Below are 23,184 nucleotides of genomic sequence, written 5' to 3' on the forward strand. Positions count from 1 at the left end.
TGCCTTAGTACGCTTCGTTTACGATGAGGCCACCGTCAGCAAGGCGCGAGACGCGCATGGTGCTGAGCTTGAGACCGGAGGTTCCTGGGAAGCCGTCCAGCGCGCCAGTGAGCTGAGACGCGAAGGCCTCGGCGTCAGAGTTCACGTCCGGACGCGTCATCAGGTGGAGATAACCCCACAGGGAGTAGCGGCCATTGCGCACATTGTCGGGGGTATAGGTCACGCCGTTGTACTGGCACTCTACTGCACCGTTGAGGATGGCGGTGTTGCCATCCGAGACACCCAGGTAGCTGAGGTAGTAGCAGGGGCTGCGTCCGTCCTGGCTGAGGCCTTCGGTCGTCGCTGCCACATAGCCTGCCACCGTGCCACCGCTGTTGGAGCCACCGTTGCCCACGTTGGTGTGGGCGGAGACGTTTTGGCCACCGCGGATGCCCGTGGGGTTCACGGTGATGCTCTGGCTCGCCGTGGCGTCCTCAGTCATGGTGAACTGGGTCGTGCTGTCGACGGTCAGGACCTTCGCACCCGGAGGAATGCCAGGGCCGCGAATCGGCTGGTTCACGACGAGGGTCACTCCACCCGCGTGGGTCACAACGGGGCTGTCGAGGGTGGTGATCAGCGGATTGGGAACGGTGCCGTTGATTTCCACATTCGCACCGAGCGTGCCGGCGACGGTGGGGGTGTATTGCACCACGTTGCTGAATGCGCCGACGCCGGTTTCCGCCATCGTGGTGATACGAGTGCCGGAGCCGCTGTCACGACCCGTGGCAATGACGCCATGGGTTTCATGAGCACTGTCGCCGGTGAACAGCGCCAGCGGCATGGAGCCGACGATGTACAGGTACTGCGCGAGCTGGGGCGTCACGTTGGTGATCGGAGAGCCCTCGCTGGTGAAGAACTTGAACGGCAGCACGATGGTCGTGAAGTCATTCAGGGGAACGGCACTGTGCGGAGTGGAGGATTGGAACACGTCCGAGAACGCAATGTCAGCCGTGTGGTTGAACGTAGACGTCGTAGTGGGGTTTTCGGTGGTGCCGCCAACTGCCACCATGAAGGCAACATTGCTGTTGTTCACGAGGGATCCCACGCCCGTGGCCGATCCGGACCACGAGGTGTAGATGGTGTAGGTATCAGCTCCGACAACCTTCACAAAGTTGGCGCGTCCGGCGTTGTTGAGCGTCGCGTTGTCTTTGGTGATGGTGATCGGGGCCGGGAAGATTTGCTGGATCGCATCGTAAATCGATGCACGGCCGGCCGTGGAGCCGGTGATGTACACGTTGATGTTCGCGGCTTGGGCGGTCATGGCAAAGCCAAGCGCAACAAGCGTCAAGAATTTGGATTTCATGAAAGGGAGATGAATTCGAATGGAGGAAGAATTGTCCTGGGGAGGAGTGAAACTCAGGCGACCGCAGGTGCGGTCGCACGCCGGCGGCGCAGGAGCGGGAGGGCGAGACCGAAAGCGAGCAGCAGCGCACGGCTGGGCTCAGGCACCACACCGATTCCGGGGGTGATTCCGAAGGTGACAGCACCGGTGTCATCGATGCGGAAGGTGCCTTCGTAGGTCACGTTGGTGGTACCGGAGGAGCCGGCGAGGAGCCGGTAGAGGTCCAGTGCATTGCCAGGATAGTCGATGCCCGAAGGACTCAGACCCTGTACCTGCACCGGCTGGAACACCTGAAACACAAGGCTGCTGGTGCCAGTGCCCTCCATGGTGTCCGTCCAGTCCACGTTCGCACCGCTTTGAATCGTATTGTCCCACACGGTCGCGTTGCTGTTGCCCGTCGCTGCGTTCTGTAGCATGAACTGGCTTTGCAGCGTCTGCATGCGTCCAGCGGCCACCGAGCGGTTGACGCTGTTCACGGAATAGGCAGCGGACTGTGTGTCCGTAGTGGTCTGTTCGCGTGAGATGTAGGTCGTGTTGGAGGTGTCACCGTTGAAGGTCGTGCCGTTGTTCGTCGGGTTGCCAAAAACAGCCCACTGGAGGCTGGAATCGTCAGCCCAGCTGGCGCCGAAGGTGTCACTCAGGAGCGTTCCGAGGTTGCCGACATTGACCGAGAAATCGGAGGTGGCATCACGGTAAAGCGAGGCCTGGCCGATGTTGATTACGACGTCCTGTCCGACTCCCGCTTTGCGGAATCCGAGGAGAAGGTCACCTTGGTTGTAGGTGACCAACTGAGCTTGTGCAGGTTGGGCGATAATGGCCAACCCAAGGACAGCCGCTGCCATGGCAGCGAGCTTAAAGAGTCCGGGTCGAGTTTTCATATTGATGAGGGTACTGATGTATGGAGGCAGTGTAGCCAAACTAGCTGCGGAGTGACCCGCAACCGGGGGCCATGTATCGCGAGTTTCTCTTCGCACGCACCACGCATTGGGGAACGATTTCGTCACCATCAAGACGTCGAAAGTTTGCTTGCGTCAGCCACTGTGATTGCATGGAAAACGACTCGCTGTCGGCAACCGTCGAACCTCCCGTTTTGGGAGAGGAGATGGGCGTTGCCACGGCGCCCATGGTGTACCTTTCCGCACGTGGTCAGGACACGGCATTGATGGCGGCTGCCGTGAAGGCCCGCCTGGAGTCGCAAGGATGTCTCGTGCGCCATGGCGCCGCTGAGGTGCGCACACGTTCGCAATGTGCCAGACACTTCGGTCCGCTGCTGCACGACTGTGATGTGTTCATCCAGCTCATCGGAGTGGATCCCGGTCCCATGCTTTCCAGCGAAGACGAAGATGACTTCTGGTCGCTTGAGATTTGGGAGGCGCGAGAAGCCGCCAGGCGGAAGAAGCCTGCGAGGCACTACCTGCTGGATGAAGCTTTTTGCCGGATGATGCTTCCCGACGCGAAGCGTCCGCCACAGGTGCTGAAAAAGCAGGAACGGCACCGCCGCAAACTTGCGAGCTCACCAGCGAAGGTGCGCGAGGTGAGAGATGCTGATGAATTGCTGCGCCTGCTGCCGATCATCCGGTTGGCGGGAGAGCCATCGGAAGATTTCAACAGCTCTCCCCCTGCGCAGACCTTCAGTGCCGAGCTTGCCGCGACACTTGAAGCCATTGCGCAAGCCAAGGCAGAAGTGGAGCCAGTCTCGCGTGATGCTGGACCCGCTTCGCAAGAAGCACCCGCGACAGGAGTTTCCGTGGTCCCGCGAGCTTCCGCTCAGAGGGAAGTGAGGGCCAAAGAAGCTGTCTCGACGGTGGTGGCGCGGCAAGTGTCACCGGCAGCCTGTGAACCTTCGGTGAAAACGAACGGTACGTTTCATCAGGGAGTTGCAAACAACGATGCCGCAAACCACACAGAAGCTCTCTCTGTGGCTGGCCGTGGTGCCCTGTCAGAGCTTCCTTCGTTTCCAGAAAACACTGACTCTACTGCGGTCGCTCCCGTGCTCTTCGAGAATCGCCGCACGGAGCTGGGCAGCAGTCACTGGGTGGAAGAGCACCCGGCGCCACCGCCGGCTCTTCCCGAGGTTTCATTGTTCCATTCGGAATCGAACGACCGAAAGGCTCCCGGGGCGAGGGTCCCCCATGCTTTCGTCCTTGAGACTGGATCCGTCCTTCCGCCGATCCCTGCACTGCCGACGGTGCTCGAAGGAGAGGGTCCAAAAGAAGCCAAGGGTGCTGCGATGGACCTGCTTCCATCGACGGATCTCACGGCCCCTCCTCAGGTCTCGGATGCATCCGTGCCACCTTCGCCTGCATCCTCTGATGCAGGCCCCGATGCGCCTGTGGTCGCTGGCCGGAAAGCCTTCACCGGCGCAAACGCGGCCGGCATGTGCCTGTCATCCCCTGTCCCTGCTGAGGCTGAGAATTCTACTGCTGAAAACAGTCAGCCTGATCGCACGGAGCTCTCTCCTGACGTTCTTCAGAAGGACGAGATTAAGAGCGCTGCCACGCCAGCAAGTTTTCCTCAAGCTCCCAGCACACCGCCGACAGCCGCAGCGGCAGTGGTGTTGGCAAAAGCATCTCCTGCTCTTGTGGATGAGCAGCCGGCACTGCCGAAAAAATCGGCCGTGAGTGAGCCCTTCCCTGCGCCAAGGGAGAAGATGGCAATCGAGGCCCACACCTCGAGGATGGAGATTGTGGCTCAAGCGCCCATGAAACTGGAATTATGTCGTATCGAAGGTCACCGGGTGTCAGTGAGGCCACACGCGATTGAACGCCGCGGGTTGCCCCGTCGTGGTTTGCCTGCCTGGATGCTGAAGAGGTCCGCGGACCATAGCTCTCCGACCAGGCCCGTTCCGGGGAGGCGCGCCTACGCCAAACCGTTACCCTCGGAGAACGTCGAATCGCAGGACGACGGCGCGGAGCAGCCGTTTGAAGACACGCTGTTTATTCCCCAGAGGGCGGGCGGTCGGAAGTATCAGCCCCATCGTTTTATCATCTTTAGCTTTACCGATTCCATCACCGTGCGGCGGTTGGGCGAGGCTTCGAAGAGAAAGCCGGGTGTGGCAATTGCGGCCGGCATTTGTGTGACTCTGCTGGTGGGATTGCTGGCGAAGGTGGCCTTGGATTTCCTCCAGCACAGCTCCAGTCCTGCGGTGGCCCCCGTGGCATCCAGTGATCCAGCACTCGCAGCACCAAGTCGTCTTGATGTCACCGCCGAGAAACACAAACAAAGCACGGCGAAACCACAGAAGTCCGTGACATCCAAGCAGGCCGTGTCCGGAGGCTCGCCACCGCAGGTCCCTGTATTGGCAGCGATCACTCCCGCCAATGCCAAGGCTGGCTCTGCCCCGAAACCCCTCGACTCGCAGCCGGCTCCAGTTCCCGTTGCAGTGGTGTCCATGGCATCCACGCGGGAAATTGCACCAGCGCCCGTCGGAAATCTCGACGAACAACAGAAGGCCCTGGAGACGGCATTGGAAGAGGCCATCCTCGCGATGCGGAAGAGCAGCGCGGGCGCCAGCGCGTATGCCCGGCAGCACGAGTCCACCATCATTGAGTTGCAACGCAAGATCCAGGAGCTGATTCCCATTCGGAGTGGTCACGGTTTCAGCGGAAGCGCGTCGTCGCTGGCTCTCTCCCGCTGCCTCGCCAGCGTCCATCTGCTTGGCGGCAGAAAGCAGGCGGCGCGCAATGTGTTGCTGGACATGCGGGACACGGTCGCCACCACACGTTCCGCGGGAGATGCGGAGATCCGTCTGGCAGATCATCTGCTCAAGCTCACGGAGCCGGGCTCCGGCACGGCCATGGTGCAGTTGCCGCTGACTCCGGGAGAAATGACTGCGCTGCTGGCGAAGCTCGACTCCAATCCGCAGTGGGAACCCTCGACAGACGGTTCGCTCGCCGGGGACAACTGAGCGTTCCTCCCTGGCCGCATGAGCGGAGTCCCTTGGGCCTGTGCTCAGCATCCCAGTGCGAAAAGAAGGCGCGTGACTGCGTAGTGGCAGAACGACGTTATTTCACCTGACTGTGGAATGGCGTTGCACCCACCTATGAAAACGCTCGCGCTCTCTTTCCTTCAGTGGTCGGTCATCACAGGGACCATGTTTGCTGCCGAAGCGACACCCGTCCCCGTGAAGAAGGACATCCCCTATGCAGATCCTCCTCTGGAGAGGCAGGTGTTGGATGTGTATGCGCCCGCAGGAGCCAAGGACCTGCCCGTGGTAGTCTGGATTCACGGTGGCGGTTGGCAGACGGGCGACAAGTCCAGTGTGCAGGAGAAACCGAAAGCGTTTGTAGCGAAAGGCTTCGTGTTTGTCTCGGTGAACTATCGTCTGCTGCCTCAGGTGGCGATGGGAGACATCATCCGCGATGTGGCGAAATCTGTGGGCTGGGTGCACAAGCACATCGCCGAGCATGGCGGCGATCCGAAGAGACTCTTCATCATGGGTCACTCCGCTGGCGCACAACTCGCGGCGCTGCTCTGTGCGGATGAGAAGTACCTGAAGGCCGAGGGCGTTTCTTTTGCTGACGTGAAAGGATGTGTGCCGGTCGACGGCGACACGTATGATGTACCGGAGATCATTGCTGTAGCCGCGGCACGCAGGAAAGCTGAAGGCAAGCCGGATCCGAAGTTTGGACATCGTGAAAAGTTTGGCACCCCTGAGCAGCATGTGGAGTACTCTGCCATCACACATGTGGCCGGGGATCGCGGCATCCCGCCTTTCCTGCTGTTGCACGTCGCGGACCATCCGGATGTCACCGCCCAAGCACAGCGATTTGGCAAAGCGCTGAAGGAAGCGGGCGTGACCACCACGGTCCACGGTGCGGCAAACACGAATCACACGAACATCAATGCCAACCTCGGTGTGGCGGGTGATGCTTCCACCAGGGCATTGTGGGACTTTGTGGAGGCATGCTTGAAGAGGTAGTTTCGCGCCCCAACTTTTTTCGGTAAGTCAATGCGGGTGGCATACATACCCCGGTGTGACTGATGATCCGGGACAGCCTGAATCTCCTGCGCCGCTTCCTGTGGAGCGGCAGGAGGAGTTCGTGCTGCTGCTGAACGGGGCTCATGCACTCTTGCTGCGTTATGTGATGTCCCTGGTGGGCAACCGGCATGACGCGGAGGATGTGCTGCAGCGCGCCAGCGTGTCGATGTGGCGGCGGTTCGGCATGTTTGAGCCGGGCACAGACTTCATCGCGTGGGCTACCACCGTCGCGTTTTACGAGGTGCGAAACTTCCAGCGGGTCACGGGCAGGTCCCGGCTCGCCTTTGATGACGAGCTGATGCAGACGCTTGCTGCCGAACGTGCGGTGCAAGTCCGGCAGTGGAGCGTGCGGGCCGAAGCCCTGGAGGTCTGCGTGGAAAAGCTGGACCCCGCAAGCCGCGACCTGGTGGAGGCCATTTACACCCAGGGTCAGGCAGCCGATGCCGTCGCCCGGCAGCAGGGTCGCGCTGCGCAAACCATCTACAACAAACTGAACTTCATCCGTCGCGTGCTCGCTGAGTGCGTGCAACGGCGGATGGCGGAGGTCGCATCATGAGCACTGACGACTCACGTTCGAACGAATGGCACCGCCTTTTCAGCGCGGCGCTGAATGACACCATCACTGTGGAGGAAGCAGCACAGCTTGCCTCATTGCTGAAATCCAGTGCCGAGGCCCGGCAGCTTTGGTTCCTTTACAACGACAACGAGTGCAACCTGGCCGAACTCAAAAGTTCGCAGGTCTCGTCCGCGCAGGAGCAGAAGCCGCCGGCACGTGGGTGGAGCCGCCGGTTGAGCCCGTTTACCGCGGCGGCTGCAGGGCTGGTGATCGGTCTGTTCGGGGCCTCTCTCGTGTGGGGGTATGTCGGTTCCAAGGCGCATCAGGTGACGACCTTGCTCGCGGAAGGTTTTGAGAACGGCGCCGCGCCACACGTGACCGGTTTTCCGGTGGAGCCGGGAGTTTGGAGTGGTGACTTCTCTGAAGTGGTTGGCGAGTTCCGCGGCGTGAGGCCTGAGGAAGGCCGGAAGATGTTGCGCTTTCGTCAGGCGGACTATGAAGGGAAGCCCGTGCGTGATGGCTATGTAGCAGACCTTTTCCGTCTGGTCGATCTGCGGGACACAGGTGTTGCCACAGGAGAAGCGACTGTGGCCGTGGAGGCGCACTTCGCCGCACAAGCCCAGGGCGAGCTGCAGGGCTTGAATTGTGGCATGACGATCTATGCGCTTGATAGCCTGCCACCGGAAAGCATGCGTGATGATGTATTCCTGAAGCGCGCGAGTGCCGGTTTGACAGAGACTTCGGAGCCAGAGTTTGAGCCGCGCATCCTGGCCAGTGCCACGCGTAGCGAAAAGGCGCCCAGCGACGGTCGCACCTGGACCTCGGCCCGCTCGGAAATGAGGCTGCCCGCGGACTCGCGCTATTGCCTCATTCATCTCCGCATGCACCTCCGTGGCTCGCACCGTGCGGAAGTGGCCAAGCCAGTCGTGTTTGAAGGTCTGTTCCTCGATGACATCCGCGTGTCTCTCACGCAAAACGCCGCCCGTCCTTGATTGCCTGCCTGTGAAGTCCCCGCGTTCTCTTTCCAACTCTCTTCTTCGAACCGCTTCGTGTGCATGGCTCGTGCTGGGTTCCACTGCATTTGCCGAGGAGCCAAACTCCGCAACGATGTCGGAGAAGCATCGCGCTCTTTTCCAGGGGCACTGCGTTTCCTGTCACAAGGCTGACAAACAAAAGGGGCATTTCCGTGTCGATGATCTGCCCTTCACCATCAAGACGGTGGAAGACGCAGAACGGTGGCAGAAGGTCCTGAATGCCATGAATGCGGGTGACATGCCGCCCGAAGAGGAGAAACAACCGGACTCCACAGCGAAGACGGACTTCCTCGATGATCTCTCGCATGTGATGGTCGCGGCCAGGCGGCAGTTCAGCGATCAGAATGGCGTGATCACCATGCGCCGCCTGAACCGGCGGGAGTATCGCAATACCATCCGTGAGCTGCTGGGCGTGGAGATCAATGTGAGTGAACTTCCTGCGGACACGGGAGCGGGTGGGTTCGACACGAATGGCGTGAATCTCTTCATGTCGGCGAATCAATTCGAGCAGTACCAGTCGCTCGGGCGCGAGGCGTTGACGGAGGCCATTGCCTGGCATGCTGCTGCAGGTGAGCAGCGCAAGCTGCGCTACGAGGCAGAGGTCTTTACCCCGGTAATGGAGAAGTTCGTGGCGCATCAACTCGATGCACGCGAGCGGGCGCAGCGCTGGGTACAGGCGGTGGATGCCGCCGCAGCGAAGCCGGAGAATGCCGGGCTCGTCGCAGCAGTGCGCAAGACCGTGAAGAATGAAACACTCTTCCGCCGCGAGTGGGCAAAGATTCCCGGCGCACCATCGCCGCGGTCTTTCGGCTTCGACAAGAAAGGTGAGAACGATGCGGACCTTGCAAATGATTCCCTTCGTGCGGGATGGCTGGAGTATCATCAATATTATCTGCGGCAGCCGGCGCTGGATCGTGGCGCGTACCTCGGACCTGAGACCAGACATCCGGCGGAGTTGAATCTGAAGTCGGTCAATGTGCTCGTGCCCTTCAACTGGCCCGTGGGGAACTACATCGTGCGGGTGAGAGCCGGGGTGACGAAGGATGCGCCACCGGAACGCCGCTTCTTGGATTTCGGGATCAATGCCCGTCAGGGTCCAGTACTCGCGACGCGTGAGATCACGGGCACCATTGATGAACCGCAGGTGGTCGAGTTCCCGCTTACACTCACGCGCGGCAATAGCGACCATGACACACGTACCATCTACTTCCGGGAGAAAGGCGCCTGGGACACAAACGAGTCCGGTGGTAAGCGGCGCAGTGAAGCGGTCGCGCGCAACGGCCTTGGACCGGAGTTGGTAATGTGGATCGATTGGGTGGAGGTGGAGCGTGTGCCCGCCACCGGCGCCAAGCCCACGCCGCCAGGGCTTGCGGCGCTTCATCTTCCGCTGGATGACAAGGCGCCCGCTCCGAGTTCAGATGACCTCCGCGCGTCTCTGGAGCGTTTTGCCATGGAGGCCTTCCGCGGAAGCACGCCGACGCCACAGTATGTCGATCGTCTTCTCGGCATCTATGACATGCGCCGCAAGTTGGGAGACAAGCCTGGCGCGGCGCTCAAGGAGACGCTCTCCGTGGTGCTGGCATCCCCCATGTTTCTCTACCTTGCCGAGCCTGCGGCAAATGAAGAACATAGGGTGCTCACAGCACCGGAACTGGCCTCGCGTCTCTCGTACTATCTCTGGAGTGCTCCGCCGGATGCTGAGCTGCGTGCGCTTGCAAAGAACGGCGAAATCCTGAAGCCGGAGGTGCTTGCTGCGCAGACCAGACGGCTGCTCGATGATTCAAGGTCAGATGCGTTTGTGCGTTCCTTTGTCTATCAATGGCTCGGCATGGACCGCTTCGACTTCTTCGAGATCAATCGACAGAAGTACCCGCGCTTCGACAACGGCACGAAGCTCTCTGCGCGTGAAGAGGTGTATGCCACGTTTGACTACCTGCTGCGTCACAATGCAAGTCTGCGTGATCTTTTGAAGTCGGACTATGTCATCGTGGACCGGGTGTTGGCGCACTACTACGGACTCGACGGTGTGCAGGGCTCCGGCTTTGAAAGGGTCAGGTTGCCGGCGGATTCCCCCCGAGGTGGGTTGCTCGGCATGGCCGCGATTCACTTCATGGGCAGTAACGGTGAGCACACGAGCCCGGTGGAGCGTGGTGCGTGGGTGCTGCGCAAGTTGCTGGATGACCCACCACCACCCGCGCCACCGAATATTCCCGCGCTGACACGCCTTGCTGGCAAGGCCCTTACCACACCCGATCGCCTGCGCATGCATCAGGAGGATCCTCAGTGTGCGAGTTGCCATCGCAAAATTGACCCCGTCGGCATGGGCTTGGAGAATTTCGACGCGGCTGGCCAGTGGCGCACGGCCGACAGCTACCAGGCTGTCGCGGCAAACGGGAGGCCCGATCCGAAGTTGAAGATCGACTGGACCATCGATGTCGCCGCGACCTTCCACAAGGGTGGCTCATTCAAGAACTATGGAGAGTTTCGCGAGATCATCGCCAGCAGGGCGGAGAACTTCGCCCGCGGTTTCAGCAAGGCCCTGCTGGAGTATGCGCTGGGCCGACCGCTCGGCTTCCGGGATGAAGCCGTTGTCGCGGACCTCGTGAAGCAGGCAAAGACGAAAGACTACGCCATCCGTGAATTTGTCCACCTAATTGTTATAAGCCCGGAGTTTCGCAATCGATAGTTCGTTTGGCGCACTTTTTTCCCAGCCCCGTCGCTTCCCACCCCTCGCCATGCACACCCCATCCACCCGCCGCCACTTCCTCCGCTCGAGTACCGCACTCATTGCATTGCCGGTGCTTGAGTCTCTCGGGTTCCGGCGCTTTGCCTCAGCGGCCGCTCCGGCAGCAGCACCCAAGCGCCTCGTCTTCCTGGGTTTCGGCTGGGGCATCACGGATGAAACGTGGTTCCCAAAAATCAGCGAGCCCGGCTCCGGCTACACGCTGCCTCCCGGATTGCAACCCCTCGCCAGGCACAAGGCGGACTTCTCCATCGTCCAGGGACTTTGGAACAAATACAGCTCAGACGGTCACTGGGGCAGCACCATGTGGCTCACCGGCGCCAATCGCTATGCGCAGCCAGGGCAGACGTTTCACAACAGCATCTCCGCGGATCAAGTAGCAGCTGCGAAGTTCGGCCTGCACACACGCTTCTCCTCGCTGCAACTGAATGCCGCGGAGGAGAGCGATCGCTCAGGACACGGTCCGGGACTTTCACTTGCGTGGGACGTGAGCGGCAAACCCATCGGTGGGCAGAAGGGACCGCTGGAAGCATATCACCGTCTCTTCTCCCGGGACAATACACCCATTGAGCAGAAGAAAGCGATGCTCGCACAAAAGCGCAGTGTGCTCGACGCCGTGTTGGAAAATGCCAATACACTGAAGCGCGGTCTCGGAAAGAACGACAACGCCAAGCTGGAGGAATACTTCCAGGGCATCCGCGATATCGAAACGCGACTCAGCAAGGATGAGCAGTGGCTGGAAGTGCCGCCCGCCACGGCGCCCCTTCCCGAACCAAAGCCCGGTCTCGCGGGACGCGAAGAGATTCGCCTGATGTATGACATCATGGTCGCAGCGATGCAGACGGACAGCACACGGGTGCTCACGTACCGCCAGCCGGTGAGTACCCTGCTCACCAGCATGGACATCAAGGTCGCGCCGCACGACATGAGCCACTACCACTCCACGATGGGCGAGAAGCTGGATGCCTCACAGCGCCGCGACCTTGCGCAAAGCGAATTGCTCGCTGGATTCATCGACAAGCTGAAGGCCACGAAGGAAGCGGATGGTTCGCGGCTCTTCGACAATGTGGCCGTGGCTTATGGAAGCAACATCCGCACGGAGCACAGCCTCGACAATTGCCCCACGCTCCTGACCGGTGGTGGCGCAGGCATCAAGCTGGGGCACAACATCGTGGTCTCGAAGGACACACCATTGTGCAACGCCTGGCTTACCCTGCTCCATGGATTGGGAATCGAGGCCGAGCGCCATGGAGACAGCTCCGGTGTGATCAAGGAAATGGCGGCATAGAGCGCCACCTCATCTGCACGGTTGGTCTTGCTCATTGACGGCTGCGGCAGTCGTGAGGCAGAATCCGGTCGTATGATCAGGGACGGGTCATCACGAAAGCCCGTGTCATCCATTCCTGAGAGCTGACGTTGTGAACTGGGTTACGCAAAATTGCTGGCAGATGCTGGAACCCGCCTGGGCCGGTATCATGCTGACGTTTGCGTCCATTGCTGCCGGTGCCGTCATCGGAAGCGAGCGGGAGCGCCGTGACAAGCCGGCAGGGATGAGGACGCTCATTCTTGTCTCCTTGGGAGCGGCGGTCTTCACCATGACATCGTTCGCGTTTGTGACCACCACCGGGGATTCGGGCCGGGTGGCGGCGCAGATCGTCACAGGTATCGGGTTCCTTGGCGCCGGGGTGATTCTGCACTCCCGTCGCTCCGTGGTCGGCGTGACGACTGCGGCCACCATCTGGGTCACGGCGGCCATTGGGCTCACGGTGGGCGCTGGCTATGCCATTCCTGGGCTCGCCTTGAGTGTGATAGTCCGGACCGTTCTGGATCTCGTGCACCGATACGAGCGGGAGTTTCTGGATCACGTATGCACATGGCGGGTGCGTATTACCTTCCAGAGCCATCGGGGAAAGACCCAGGCCAAGCTGCAGCGCATCCTGAGCGCCTATCACATCCAGTCCTCCCGTGGCCAGTGGTCGATGCTGGATGCGCACCGCGGCCAGGTCGAATTGGACGTCCAGATCCCCGAGCGCAAGATGCACGAAGTCGCCGGCGAGATTGCCGATCTTGGGGAAGTGGAATCCATCGAAGATCGAGCCGCCACATCTCCTGAAGGATGAGCTGCGCTTTTATGCTGTCTCCAGTCCCTTCATCGTCGTGGTGCCACTGGAGAAGGAACCCGCCTCGATGCCCATGCGCTGGATGAGTGAGACGAAAAGATTGCTGAGCGGGTAGTTGTGCTTGCGATCAAAGGCGAGGTGCTGGCCATGTTTGAAGCCTCCGCCAGCGAGCAGGACGGGAAGGTTGTCGTTCGAGTGCGCGTTGGCGCTGCCCATGTTGGTGCCGTAGAGCACGGAGGATTGATCGAGCAGGGTGCGGCCTTGTTCTCCCGTTTGGCGGAGTCCGGTGAGGAAGACGGCCAGATCCTGGAATTGTGCGGCTTCGATGCGGCGGAGTTCGTCCAGCTTCTCCTCGCGGTTGCCGTGGTGCGTCAGTTCGTGGGTGTTGGATTTCACACCCGGAATGGTGCGCGCGGTGATGCCGGCCAGGCTGGCGCACACGGTGACGATGCGGGTGCTGTCCGTCTCCAGTGCGAGACGCACCAGGTCAAACATCACACGATTGCACTTGGGCAGATCGTTTCGATCACCGATTTCCTCCGGCTTCGGCGTCTTCACCACTGGCTTGGGTTGATTCACCCATCCTTCCGCCGCGGCGAGACGCCTCTCCAGTTCACGGACACTGGTGAAATACTGATCGAGACGTTCGCGATCCGCCGCGCCGACTTCGCGCTCCAGGCGTTTGGACTTCTCACGCAGGCTGTCGAGGAGGCTCCGGTCATCTTTGAGCCGCTGCACCGCCAGTGCCTTGCCTTCTGTGGTGTCCTCAATGAAGAGCTGCTGATAGAGTTTCAGCGGGCTGCTCTGCGGTGGGATCATGGAGCCGCTGCGTGTCCACGAGAGGCTGAGGTTGTCCGAGCCAATCATGAGTGCGAGTGATGGGAAGCGCGTCTCGCTACCCACTTTCTCAGCCATGAACTGATCAAGAGAAATGCTGTTGCGGAAGGAGCCACGGCTCGCTCCCGGCGCACAGGTGAGGAAGGATTTCTCCGCAGCATGGCCACCATCCACACCCGGCAGTGACACGCCTGAGAAGACGGTGAGGTCGTTGCGATGCTCTTTCAAGATATCCAGGTACGGCGTGCTCTCGTAGTCGCGACCTGCCGTCGTGGGAAAGAACTGATCCGGCAGGATGCCCATGTTCGTCATCATGCCGATGAAGCGGCGCGGAGGCGTGGGCGATGCAGCACCGAGGCGCGGCATCATCGCCTCAAGAAATGGCAGGGCCAGCGCTGCGCCAGTGCTGCGCAGAAAGGTGCGGCGCGAGATCGGAGAACGAAGGGCGATGTTCATGCTATTCTGAGGGGAGGTTATTTCATGCCGAAGAGCTCGCTCTGTATCACTTCCAGAAGCAGGCTCTGCACGCCGTAGTTGGAACTCCTCGTTTTGGCGACGATGGAATCGACACGATCACGATCCGCAAAGCTGATGTCAGCGCCGGTCGCATACGTGATGAGGTGGCTGGCGAACGCATGAGCGAGACGTTCCGGCTGTGAAGCAAGGATGGAGCGCAGCTCATTCACGTCCTTGAAGGCGCGCCCATCTGGCATGGCACCGGAGCAATCCACGGGTGCTGCGGCGTGATATTCGATGCCGCGGCCATGCAGTACCGGGCGGGTTTTCGAATCACCAGCAGATCCTGCGGCGCGGTACTGCTCGCGCCAGCCGCCCATGACATCGAAGCTCTCCAGTGCGAAGCCATAGCCATCCATCTTCTGGTGGCATGCAGCACAGGTGGCGTTGCGCTTGTGCTTGTCGAGTTGTTCACGAATCGTCGTGGTGCCGCGTGTGTCTGGCTCCACCGTGCCTGCATCCGCTGGCGGTGGGGAGGGAACAATGCCGAGCACCTTTTCCATCACAAAGGCGCCGCGCTTCACGGGCGAGGTGGTGGTTCCATTCGCCGTGGTCTTCATCACCGCCGCCATGGTGAGGAATCCTCCACGCGGGCTGTGCTTCGGCAGCGTCACACGTTGGATGTCCCAGCCGCGTACTCCGTCGATGCCGTACAAACGTGCCAGTGGCTCATTGAGATAGGCAAAGTCCGACTGCACGAGGGTGCTGATGCCGAGATCGTTCTTCAACAGGTCGGTGAAATAGGCGCGAGCTTCCAGAAGCATCGCGTCCTGCAACCAGGGCATGAACTCCGGATACATCTTGCGATCCGGCTGTGTGGCTCCGATCTCGCGCAGCATGAGCCATTGACCGAGGAAGTCCTCCACGAAGCGCTGTGAGCGTTTGTCAGTCAGCATGCGCTTCGTCTGCGCGAGCAACACGTCGGGCCGCGACAGCTTCTTTTCATCGGCGAGCTTGGAGAGCTCCTCATCCGGAAGCGTGTTCCAGAGGAAATAGGAGAGCCGCGAGGCGAGGGCGTGGTCATCGAGCTTTCCAGCGGGTTCACGAATGAAGAGGAATTCCGGTGACGTGAGCGCCTCACGATAGGCCGTGCGCATCGCGTCCTCGAAAGCGGCACCCGCATCGAGTCGTGCCTTCACCTTGGCGGTGTACTCGGCGACCTCGGCATCCAGCACGGGGCGGCGGAAGGCCTTGCGCAGGAACGTGCGCAGCAGCCGCTCGGCATCGGTGACCGGGTTCTTCGACTCCACATACACGATGGGGCGGTGCTGACCGCGCTCGCCATAGATGTCTGCAGGTTCCGAGCGCGGATTGCCGCGTGGCCAGATCTGCTGCGTTGGCTTGGGAATGCCAAGCTCCGGCGTCCAGACCTTCACCGGCAGATCGCCGAAGAGAGCCCGATGACTTGCCGGTGGCCACTGGTCATGCAGCGGTCCTTCGATCTCGATCCATTCCACCGCGATGCCGGGCACATTCCACATGGGGCCGAGGACATCCTTGTTCGGACCGTGGGCATAGTCGCGCACGTTTTCCAACGAGGCGCCGATGATTCGGATGAAGTCATCGTGCGGATGGTTCATGCCACCGCCGCGCTCCAGCCAGGCGGTTACCTCGCGTACGGCGGCTTTGTTCGGTGGCAGATCCACCGTGCCGTGATGCTCTCCCTTTTGATACACGCCCCAGCCCAAGGCGCCGTGGCGATCCGTGGGCACCACCTGTTTGCCATTCCATCCAAAGCTGTATCCGGAGACGCGCAGCTTGTACCAGCCGGTGACGTAGGGCTGGACTTTCGTCATGGTGGTACGGTAGTCCGCGTCCTCATGGCGGAAGAGTCCGACGGCTGTGGCCTTCGGTTCCTCATCTGTGATGTGATAGGGTGTATCCGCGAAAAAGGTCTCGTCCCGCTTCATGCCGACGAGCCCGATCGCCGTCTTGTTGCGCACCGCCTGGGACACGGAGCCTTCGCACTGGGTGCCCTTGTGGTGCACTGGCTCCCAGGGCTTGTAGCGGTACTTGAGTGTCGGCGGAGCTTCCGGGGTGGGGCACAGCGCGGCGTTCAGCGCCTTGTCCACGGCGGCGAGGTAGGACTCCATGTGGACAAAGGAGATGTCCAGGGCGCCGGAAAGGCGGTCAAAGCCGTGGGACTTGCCATCCTCCGGCAGGGAGTCCTTTACCTTCAGTGCCGGCATCGACAGGAGGTCGCGGATCGAATTCTCAAACTCCACGCGGTTCAGCCGGCGCAGGCGGGAGCGACCGTCTCGCTGCTCCCGTGCAGCATCCGCATGGCGGAGCTCGGTGGCCAGGGACTTCAACACGGGATCCGTCTCACTGGCGGCAGGCCGCGATTTTTTGGCGGGCGGCATTTCACCCGATTGCACGCGGTCGTGCACCTTTACCCAAGCGGAAAGCGCCTTGGCATCGTCCAGTTGAAACGAAAGAGCCGTGAGATCGAGCTCGCCCTTTTTGGTCTCGGCATCATGGCACTCCACGCAATGCTGCTCGAGGAACGTCTTCAGTGCAGGAGCAGGGTTGGCCGCAGACTGGGCAGCCGGGAGCGAGGAGAGAAAAAGGAATGGAGCAAGAACAGTGAGACGCATTCGGGCTGGATAATACGGACCTGCCCGGCGATCCTTAGCCCGCGCGTGGGCAAACGGTGATATGCCTGCGTGCGCAGGTGGCCCCCATCTTCGCAGTCACGGCCCATGTCCTGCCGGGATGAAATCCCGAACGCTTGAAAGAGCCTTGCCAGCCAGCCGTAGAACTGGCATACCAGTTTGATTCCAATTCGATTTCGATATTCCCCCCCAAAACCATGGCAACCCCGCCCGCCCCCTCCCGTCTCCAGTCGCGTGCGTATTCTGAGCTGCGGCGGCTCATCGCTTCCGGTGAGTTTCCCCCCGGGACGTTCCTTTCGGAGCGTCAGCTTGCAGCCCAGTTCGGCATGAGCAAGACGCCCATCCATGTGGCGCTTGAGCGACTGGAGGCGGAGGGGTTCGTCACCATCTCGGCGCAGCAGGGCATCGTGGTGCGGGGCATGAGCGTGGAGGACATCGTGGATCACTATGAGCTGCGCGAAGCCATCGAGTGCTGGGTGGTGCGGCGCATCGCGGGAAAGCTCAATGCGGAACAGCAGGCGCAGCTTCGCGAGAACATCGCACGTCAGGAAGCAGCGCTGAAGGAGTGGGACCTGAACTCCCTCATGCACCTCGATGAGCAGATGCACTTCCTGTTGTGCTCCTACCTCAACAACAAGGAGATCATCACGACCATGGAACGCCTGCGTGACAAGATTCACCAGGTGATCCTCCGAGTCACAGACACGGACAGCAGGCGTCCGGCCGAGAGCGTGGCGGAGCACGTGGCGATCATCAATGCCGTGCTGGATGGAGAGGGCCCTCGCGCTGCGGATCTGATCGTGGAGCATCTCGAAGCCGGCAAACGCCGCATCCTGAATCCAGAACGCTTTGCCCGATGAGAATGGTCGCCGCCAGTGCGGGCGTCGGCCTGCTCGCGCTTTCGCTCCCCCTCAGGGCAGCGGAGACTGGCGCTGTGGATTTCATCAGGAAGGTGCAGCCGATCCTGCAGCAGCACTGCGTGAAATGCCACGGACCCGAGGAGCAGAATGGCGGCCTGCGTTATGACGACAAGGTGGGCGCTTTTGCCCAGGGGGATTCCGGTGGTCATGCGATCGTTCCCGGTAAACCGGAGGAGAGCCAGCTCCTGAAGCGCATCACCTCCACACACAAGGAGGAGCAGATGCCGCCGAAAGGTGCGAGACTCAGCGCGGCGGAAGTGGAAACATTGAAGTCATGGATCACCTCCGGCGCCCAGTGGCCCGAACATGTGGTCGCGCAAAAACCGAAAAAGAACGGTAGCGATCACTGGTCCTTCCAGCCGATAGCGAATCCCACACCTCCTTCGGTGAAGGATGCACAGTGGGCCTTCACGCCTCTGGACCGCTTCGTTCAAGCGCCACGCGAAGCCGCAGGTCTCACCGCTTCACCAGATGCGGATCCGGTGGCGTTGGTTCGTCGTGCGACGTATGACCTCACCGGGTTGCCTCCCACGCCTGCGGAAGTGGAGAGCTTTGTCGCTGCCTGCAAGACACCCGGCGGGACGCCCGCGGCGTTCGCGGCCTGGGTGGATCGCCTGCTGGACAATCCGCGCTATGGCGAACGCTGGGGCCGTCACTGGATGGACTGGGTGCGCTATGCGGACACCGCGGGTGACAATTCGGACTATCCCATCCCTCAGGCCTATCTGTATCGGAACTACATCATCGAGTCCTTCAACGCCGACCTGCCTTACAATCGCTTCATCACGGAGCAGATTGCGGGGGATCTGCTCCCGGCGGAGACGCAGCAGCAGCAGAACCGGCAGACCATTGCCACTGGATATCTTGCCATGGCGCGCCGTTTCGGCTCGCTGGTGGAGCGGTATCCCTGGCATCTCACGATTGAGGACACGCTGGACAACATGGGCCGCACCATGATGGGGCTCACTCTGAGTTGCGCGCGTTGCCACGATCACAAGTTTGATCCCATTTCCACGCGCGACTACTACGGACTGTACGGCATCTTCGCCAGCACGAGGTATCCATTCCCCGGCCTTGAGCTCTTTAAAACACAGCGGGATTTTGTGCCGCTCATCCCGCAGGAGGAAGTGCGCAAGACGATGCAGCCCTACCAGGCGAAGACGGATGAACTCACCAGGGAACTCGAGCGTCTGCTGGCGCTGTGTGAAAAGAAGTCACTGGAGAATGCGGCGAAAGAAGGGGAGCGCTCTCTTAACGAACAGCGCCAGGCAAAGGGCGAACTCGATGGCATGCTCTTCAAGGCACGCGAGGCTGGTGAGGCGCTTGCAGACTACTTGAAGACCACACCCGTCATTCCCACGGCGTATGCGGTGCAGGAGGCGAAACCGCTGAATGCACGTGTGCAGATCAAAGGGGAGCCCGACCGGCTGGGTGCGGAGGTGCCGCGGCATTTCCTGGAGGTGCTGGGAGGACAGACGTTGCCGGACCAGGCGCAGTCGGGAAGCGGTCGCCTGGAACTTGCGAAGTGGATCACCGACGAGAAGAATCCACTGACCGCACGTGTCATCGTGAACCGTGTATGGCAGCGGCATTTCGGCACGGGATTGGTGTCGAGCACGAGTGATTTCGGCCTCCGTGGTGAGAAGCCGACGCATCCCGAATTGCTCGATTGGCTGGCACGTGAATTCATGCGCAGCGGGTGGTCCATGAAGCATCTGCACCGGATCATCATGACCTCGCATACGTACCAGCTCTCCAGCCAGGATACGGATGACAATGTGGCCAGTGATCCGGGGAACAAGCTCTACTGGAAATTCACCCGTCAGCGTCTCGACGCAGAATCGCTGCGCGATACCCTGCTCTTCATCAGCGGTGGTCTCGATACCACACCGCAGATGAAGCCCTATGCTTTCCCCCCCTCCAAGCAGTGGGGCTACACACAGCACCATCCCTTCAAGGACGATTACCCCAGCAGCAAGCGCAGCGTCTACCTCATGACGAAGCGCCTCACGGCGAAGAGCTACTTCCAGACCTTCGATGGCGCAGACCCGAACGTGTGCACCAGCAATCGCGACAGTTCGGTCACCGCACTGCAAGCGTTGTACTTCGTGAATGACAAGTTCCTGCACGAGCAAGCGGAACGCTTTGCAAAGAAAATAACCAGGGAATCCCAGAATGATGAGCAACGGCTGGACAGCGCCTTCACGGCGATTCTCTCACGCCTGCCCGATGAAGAGGAATCCACTCTGATGCTGAGCTACGTGAATGAAATGCGCCAGCGCATGCAGCCGGACCCGAGCGGGGATCGACAGGCATGGACCAGCCTGATCCGCACACTGTTCCGGTTGAATGAATTCATGTACCTTGATTGAGCTGAGCTGAACTGAACGCCACCTGCATGACCCCGTTCTCACCCCAGCGCCGCACCCTGCTCCGCTCGCTTTTCAGCAGCTCCACGCTGCTCATGCCGGGTGTGCTGTCCGAGCTGTGCGCGGCATCGGATGAACCGCTCAACCCGCATCGCCCACACACAGCGGGAAAGGCGAAGCGCATCATCTTCATCTACGCGACCGGTGGTGTATCACACATTGATACCTTTGACCCGAAGTCCATGGCGAAGGGACGCGACGGCACCGGATCAGACAAGCTCATGGGGAACATCTTCGGTGCGCAACGCAACAAGCGCTGCGGCACGGAGGTGAGCGATATCTTCCCTCATGTGCGCAATGTCATGGATGAGATCTGCCTCATCCGCAGCATGAAGGCCTCGCACTTCGACCACTCGGAGGCCACGCTCGGCATGCACACGGGGTCGCCCACCTTCGCACGGCCCAGCATGGGATCATGGGTGAGCTATGGCCTTGGCACCTTCAATCAGAATCTGCCGAGCTTCGTGGTCATCGCCCCCTTCCTTCCTTATGGAGGCACGCAGGTGTATGGCAGCGACTTCCTGCCCGCCTGCCACCAGGGCACGCGTGTGATCCCCGGAGATAATCCCATTGCCAATCTGCGTCCGCCAGGGTCCACGAAAGATCTGCAGCAGATGGAACTGGGTCTGGTGGATCAAATGAACCGCCGGCACTTCGCTTCGCGCACGCATGACACGGCTCTCGCGGCACGCATCAAGTCCTTCGAGACCGCCTTCCAGATGCAGCAGGCCGCTCCAGAGGCCTTTGATGTGAACTCAGAGCCGGAGCACATCCGCCGGTTGTATGGGCTCGACCGCAAGCTGAAGGGCGCAGGCTCGGAGTTTGGCTGGCAGTGCCTCGTGGCGCGTCGCCTCGCCGAGCGCGGGGTGCGCTTCATCGAGCTCATCGATACGGGCTCCCGTCCGAACTGGGACTCCCATGGTGAGATGAAGGACCATGCGGCCATCGCTTACAATGTGGATCAGCCCATCGCAGCCCTCATCACGGATCTGAAGCAGCGCGGCATGCTGGATGAGACCATCATCCTTTGGGCCACGGAATTCGGCCGCACCCCCGGGCGTGAAGGAACGAATGGACGCGGACACCATCGCGATTGCTTCAGCATCTGGCTGGCTGGTGGCGGCTTCAAGCCAGGGCATGTGCATGGCGCCACCGATGAACTTGGCAAGTATCCCATCGAAAAGCCTGTGGAGGTCCATGACTTGCATGCCACCGTGTTGCACCAGCTCGGCATGGACCACGAGAAGCTCACCTTCCGTCACGCCGGCCGCGATTTCCGGCTCACGGATGTGCACGGCCACGTGATGGACGAGTTGCTGATTTGATTGACTGGCTCACCTCAATGCGGTGCGAGCCAGTTGAAGGGTGCCCAGGGAAGGTTCCGCAACACGGAGAAGAGCGCCACGACGGCCACGAATGCCCAGACGAGGCGGAGCTGGAGATTCACCTTTTCTGGTGTCGTCGGAGCAGGGGGCCGGCCGCACATCCAGCGCCACGCACTGCACCCTGCCCACCAGCCAAGGAAGGGAAGGGCGAGCACGTAGATGATGTTCTTCTTCATCGCGCCGGGGAAGTCGCCATGCAGCAGCGCATAGGTCGCCCGCGTGGAGCCGCAGCCCGGGCAGTGCAGCCCCGTGATCTTGTGCATCATGCAGGGGGGCGTGATCCACGAGCTGCCGGGTGGATTGCGATAGAGGACCACCGCGCCAATCGTGAGACCGCACAGGAGTGCCAGCACCAGCGCGACACGTGGCCTCAGCAAGCCATGGGTCTGGAGGGAGGTGTCCATGGGGCTGGCTCTCAAGGTTACCTGCTGCCACGGGCATCCATGGCAACAGAGGAGGGAGGAATGGAGGGGTGTGTCTCCGACCTATCTGGCCTCATTGAGCTGCCGTTGAATGTCAGCATAGCTCGCCACACCATTGATAGCCACTGCTACGATGAGGACGAGCAGACCCAGGATGGAAAGGACGAGACCCGTGATGGCAAGAGGCTTTCCAAGCTGGTTGATGGGGTCCTTCTTGATCTGGTTCAGGCCGATGATGGAGAAGACAATGCCCGCGATGCTGACGGGCAAACCGACGAAGCAACAGCACCAGGAGAAGAGGGATACAATGCCAAGCACCAGGCCAGTGATGGCCATGGGGTTCTGCCGGGGGCCGACAGGGCCAGCCACAGGGTAGCCGGTGTTCGGCGCACCGGGGGTGGCAGAGGAGGGCGGCAGCACTGTCGGGGCAGGGTCTGACTTGGAGAGAGAGACTGGCGAGGAGCCCGGCGCACCGTAGGCCGGGCTGGGCGCTGGAGTGGGGGCAGCCAGTTCGGAGAAGGCACTGGCCGCTTTCCAATCAGCGGTGCCTTCCTTCCACATGAGGTCTGTGGGGAGGATCTCGCCGCTGATATACTTGGCCTGCACCTGTTCAAGGGTGAAGGGGCCGGTCTGCTGTCCATTCTTTCCGACGTAGTACATGGCGCCAAAACAGCCGAGGAGCTGTGCCTTGTCCACAGCAAAGTTTGTTCCAATGGGGTTGCAATGGTGCGTGTGTGCCTATGATCCCGCGCATGGCTTACACGATTCAGCATCAAACGAAGAAGCTCGGTCCCTACGACCTTGGCCAGGTGCGTGCCATGGCCGAAGCCGGCGAGGTCTCGGGTGCGGATCTGGTGTGGAAGGAAGGCTCATCGGTTCCCACCACGGTGGCAGTCTTGCTGCAGGGCGCGGAAGGCGAGGCATCACCGGATGTGGAGAGTTCCGCCACGTCGCCACCCGTGTTCAAGAAGGGTGCGGCGCTAACCTCATTTTATCTCGCCGCCTTGGGGCTGATTCCCGGCATCGGAATCTTCTGCGCCATCCCCGCCATCTTCTTTGGACTCAAGGGATTGAAGGATACAAAAGCCGACCCGCAGAGTCGGGAGCGCATGCACGCGCTGGTAGGGGTGTTCGTCGGCGGATTCCTGACCCTGATGTATGCGTTGGTGATCACCTTCGTTTTCATGAAGATGATGAAGCCCGCCGGGGAGTGATGGTATGGGGAACAGGGGACCAGAACGTCCC

General features: G+C 60.9%; 17 protein-coding genes. 11 read left to right on the forward strand and 6 right to left on the reverse strand.

What is annotated here, in order from left to right; all coding sequences use genetic code 11:
- Positions 1–4: 4 nt before the first annotated feature.
- Positions 5–1,342 (reverse strand): hypothetical protein, encoded by a 1,338-nt coding sequence (locus DES53_RS15055; protein ID WP_113959117.1) that lies wholly within the window; start codon positions 1,340–1,342, stop codon positions 5–7.
- 53 nt (positions 1,343–1,395) lie between these two features.
- Positions 1,396–2,259 carry a PEP-CTERM sorting domain-containing protein gene (locus tag DES53_RS15060; protein ID WP_170157140.1) on the reverse strand — a complete coding sequence of 288 codons (864 nt, stop codon included), beginning with the start codon at positions 2,257–2,259 and terminating at the stop codon, positions 1,396–1,398.
- A gap of 170 nt (positions 2,260–2,429) precedes the next feature.
- On the opposite strand from DES53_RS15060, the gene DES53_RS15065 reads away from it, so the two are divergent.
- The 7 genes from DES53_RS15065 to DES53_RS15095 all read left to right on the forward strand — a co-directional run bounded on the left by DES53_RS15065 (position 2,430) and on the right by DES53_RS15095 (position 12,815).
- A complete protein-coding gene (locus DES53_RS15065; protein ID WP_113959119.1) occupies positions 2,430–5,288 on the forward strand; it encodes a hypothetical protein in 2,859 nt (952 codons plus the stop codon).
- A gap of 135 nt (positions 5,289–5,423) precedes the next feature.
- On the forward strand, positions 5,424–6,302 hold the full coding sequence (locus tag DES53_RS15070; protein WP_211325560.1) for an alpha/beta hydrolase: 879 nt from the start codon (positions 5,424–5,426) through the stop codon (positions 6,300–6,302).
- A 55-nt stretch (positions 6,303–6,357) separates the two neighbouring features.
- Positions 6,358–6,918 (forward strand): sigma-70 family RNA polymerase sigma factor, encoded by a 561-nt coding sequence (locus DES53_RS15075; protein ID WP_113959120.1) that lies wholly within the window; start codon positions 6,358–6,360, stop codon positions 6,916–6,918.
- Positions 6,915–7,910: a hypothetical protein gene (locus tag DES53_RS15080; protein WP_147263425.1), complete on the forward strand. Its 996-nt coding sequence runs from the start codon at positions 6,915–6,917 to the stop codon at positions 7,908–7,910. Before DES53_RS15075 ends, DES53_RS15080 begins: the two co-directional genes overlap by 4 nt.
- A gap of 115 nt (positions 7,911–8,025) precedes the next feature.
- Entirely contained in the window at positions 8,026–10,638 is a 2,613-nt protein-coding gene (locus tag DES53_RS15085) for a DUF1592 domain-containing protein (protein WP_113959122.1), read from the forward strand.
- 49 nt (positions 10,639–10,687) lie between these two features.
- Entirely contained in the window at positions 10,688–11,983 is a 1,296-nt protein-coding gene (locus DES53_RS15090; protein ID WP_113959123.1) for a DUF1552 domain-containing protein, read from the forward strand.
- A 160-nt stretch (positions 11,984–12,143) separates the two neighbouring features.
- Positions 12,144–12,815, forward strand: a complete 672-nt coding sequence (locus DES53_RS15095; protein WP_113959124.1) for an MgtC/SapB family protein — start codon at positions 12,144–12,146, stop codon at positions 12,813–12,815.
- Positions 12,816–12,824: 9 nt separating this feature from the next.
- Here DES53_RS15095 and DES53_RS15100 read toward each other — a convergent pair whose 3' ends face one another.
- Together DES53_RS15100 and DES53_RS15105 are read right to left on the reverse strand one after the other, a co-directional pair.
- On the reverse strand, positions 12,825–14,108 hold the full coding sequence (locus DES53_RS15100) for a DUF1552 domain-containing protein (protein ID WP_113959125.1): 1,284 nt from the start codon (positions 14,106–14,108) through the stop codon (positions 12,825–12,827).
- A 17-nt stretch (positions 14,109–14,125) separates the two neighbouring features.
- Positions 14,126–16,765 (reverse strand): DUF1592 domain-containing protein, encoded by a 2,640-nt coding sequence (locus DES53_RS15105; RefSeq protein ID WP_113959126.1) that lies wholly within the window; start codon positions 16,763–16,765, stop codon positions 14,126–14,128.
- 215 nt (positions 16,766–16,980) lie between these two features.
- Here DES53_RS15105 and DES53_RS15110 point away from each other — a divergent pair, with 215 nt between their 5' ends.
- Genes DES53_RS15110 through DES53_RS15120 form a run of 3 tightly spaced genes read left to right on the forward strand, consistent with a single transcriptional unit; the run spans position 16,981 to position 21,457 of the window.
- The gene (locus DES53_RS15110; protein ID WP_113959127.1) at positions 16,981–17,643 is read left to right on the forward strand and encodes a GntR family transcriptional regulator; all 663 of its coding nucleotides are present in this window, start codon (positions 16,981–16,983) and stop codon (positions 17,641–17,643) included.
- Entirely contained in the window at positions 17,640–20,075 is a 2,436-nt protein-coding gene (locus DES53_RS15115) for a PSD1 and planctomycete cytochrome C domain-containing protein (RefSeq protein WP_113959128.1), read from the forward strand. Before DES53_RS15110 ends, DES53_RS15115 begins: the two co-directional genes overlap by 4 nt.
- A gap of 26 nt (positions 20,076–20,101) precedes the next feature.
- Entirely contained in the window at positions 20,102–21,457 is a 1,356-nt protein-coding gene (locus tag DES53_RS15120) for a DUF1501 domain-containing protein (RefSeq protein WP_113959129.1), read from the forward strand.
- A 14-nt stretch (positions 21,458–21,471) separates the two neighbouring features.
- On the opposite strand, the gene DES53_RS15125 is transcribed toward DES53_RS15120, so the two are convergent.
- Together DES53_RS15125 and DES53_RS15130 are read right to left on the reverse strand one after the other, a co-directional pair.
- Positions 21,472–21,921 carry a DUF2752 domain-containing protein gene (locus DES53_RS15125; protein WP_113959130.1) on the reverse strand — a complete coding sequence of 150 codons (450 nt, stop codon included), beginning with the start codon at positions 21,919–21,921 and terminating at the stop codon, positions 21,472–21,474.
- 81 nt (positions 21,922–22,002) lie between these two features.
- On the reverse strand, positions 22,003–22,599 hold the full coding sequence (locus DES53_RS15130) for a GYF domain-containing protein (RefSeq protein ID WP_147263426.1): 597 nt from the start codon (positions 22,597–22,599) through the stop codon (positions 22,003–22,005).
- A gap of 92 nt (positions 22,600–22,691) precedes the next feature.
- Here DES53_RS15130 and DES53_RS15135 point away from each other — a divergent pair, with 92 nt between their 5' ends.
- On the forward strand, positions 22,692–23,153 hold the full coding sequence (locus tag DES53_RS15135) for a DUF4339 domain-containing protein (protein WP_147263427.1): 462 nt from the start codon (positions 22,692–22,694) through the stop codon (positions 23,151–23,153).
- The last annotated feature ends 31 nt before the right edge of the window (positions 23,154–23,184 follow it).

The organism is Roseimicrobium gellanilyticum (assembly GCF_003315205.1).
In the GTDB taxonomy this organism is placed as follows: Bacteria; Verrucomicrobiota; Verrucomicrobiia; order Verrucomicrobiales; family Verrucomicrobiaceae; genus Roseimicrobium; species Roseimicrobium gellanilyticum.